General features: G+C 63.8%; 1 protein-coding gene and 1 pseudogene. One reads left to right on the top strand and one right to left on the bottom strand.

Translation table 11 applies throughout. From position 1 onward, the window contains the following. A partial coding sequence (locus SMD10_RS25305; RefSeq protein ID WP_331688489.1) for a hypothetical protein occupies window positions 1–184 on the top strand: 184 nt, incomplete at its 5' end. 106 nt (window positions 185–290) lie between these two features. Here SMD10_RS25305 and SMD10_RS25310 read toward each other — a convergent pair. Further along, a pseudogene (locus SMD10_RS25310) lies at window positions 291–1338 on the bottom strand (IS110 family RNA-guided transposase). Between the last annotated feature and the right edge of the window lie 103 nt (window positions 1339–1441).

The following is a 1441-nucleotide window of genomic DNA, read 5'->3' on the forward strand; positions in this document are numbered from 1 at the left end:
AGAGTCTTCTCTGATTGGGGTCGTTGAGGTCAAGCTGCTCCTTTCGGCATTTCTGGATCATTTCGCCCCGCGGGTCACGCGCTTCTCTTCGCGGTCGGCGTATAGCCGCCGCATGATGGGGTCAGGAAGGCCAAGCGTCTCAATCTGTTTCACGACCTTGCTGGCTTTTGCCGGCCGGTTCTAGACTCTCAACGAGATCGCCTTGCCCCTCGTCCCCACGGGAACGATCCGGTTTCACTCTATCGGGCCGGACTGCTGTCGCTCTCCCCTTCCTTTTCCGGTTGCGATCGTCAGGCGGTGGAGCCGGCCTTGGCGGAGATTTGCCTTCCAAAGCGGAATTCTTCGCCGTCGCTCCACATGCGGTGCAGGATGACGGCGAGCTTGCGGGCCACGGCGACCCTTGCCCGCGCCATGCCACGCCGCTTGGCGATGCTCATGCCCCAGGCCTTTAGGCTCGACCATTTCTTCACGCGCGTCAGCAGCGAATGGGCGGCTTCATAAAGCGCGGTTCGGGCGAGTTCGTCGCCGCACCGGCTGACCCGACCCTGGATGTCGGTCTCGCCAGATTGATAGCGCGATGGTGTCAGGCCAAGATGGGCACCGACATTCCTCGATTTGCCGAAGCGCTCCGGCCTGTCGATCGTGGCGCGGAAAGCGAGCGCGGTGATCGGCCCGACGCCAGGAACGCTCATGAGCTTCCGGCACACCGGCTCGCCCTTGGCGATGTCAAGGACCTGCTTCGTCAGCCGGGTAAACTCTTTCAACATCGTCGCGAGCACGGTCAGCAACGGCTCGGCGATCGCCATCACCAGAGGATCATCCGCCGCCATCTCGCGCACCTTGACGGCGAATGCGGCCCGGCTTGGCGTGCCGAGCTTGATGCCGGCCTCGCGCAGGATCGCCCGCACGACGTTCTCTATCGAGCGCATCTCGCCCTGGACCGTCCGGCGCGCCACCAGAGCCGAGCGCCACAGTCGACATTGTTGGCTCTTCACATGCACCTGCCGGAACCAGCCAGTGCGCATGATGTGCGCCAGCGCCCGTGCATCGTTCCTGTCTGTCTTGTTCGGCATGGTCTTCATTGCCGCGTTCGCCTGGCGCGTCTCGATGCAGATCGCCGGCAGGCCTGCTTCGCGCAGCCCGTCGTGCAGCCAAGCCGTCAGCGAGCAGGCCTCCAACCCGATCCGCTCCAGAGGCAGGCCGATCCCATCAAGCGCTGCGATCAGCGCAGCCGGTTCGCTGATCGCCCGGAGCTCCCTCACCATCCGCCCGTTCTCGTCGACCACGCAAATCGCTCTCTCTTCCAGCGATACGTCCACGTCCGGCATAGTGCTTCATGGCTGCTTCCTCTCGATGCCTGTGGCCGATCAACACGGACCACGTTCCAACATCCTGAAGGGAGCAGCCACCCTGCGGCGCAGACCCCAATCACCCCATCTGT

It is taken from the genome of Consotaella aegiceratis (genome assembly GCF_036541425.1).
In the GTDB taxonomy this organism is placed as follows: Bacteria; Pseudomonadota; Alphaproteobacteria; order Rhizobiales; family Rhizobiaceae; genus Consotaella; species Consotaella aegiceratis.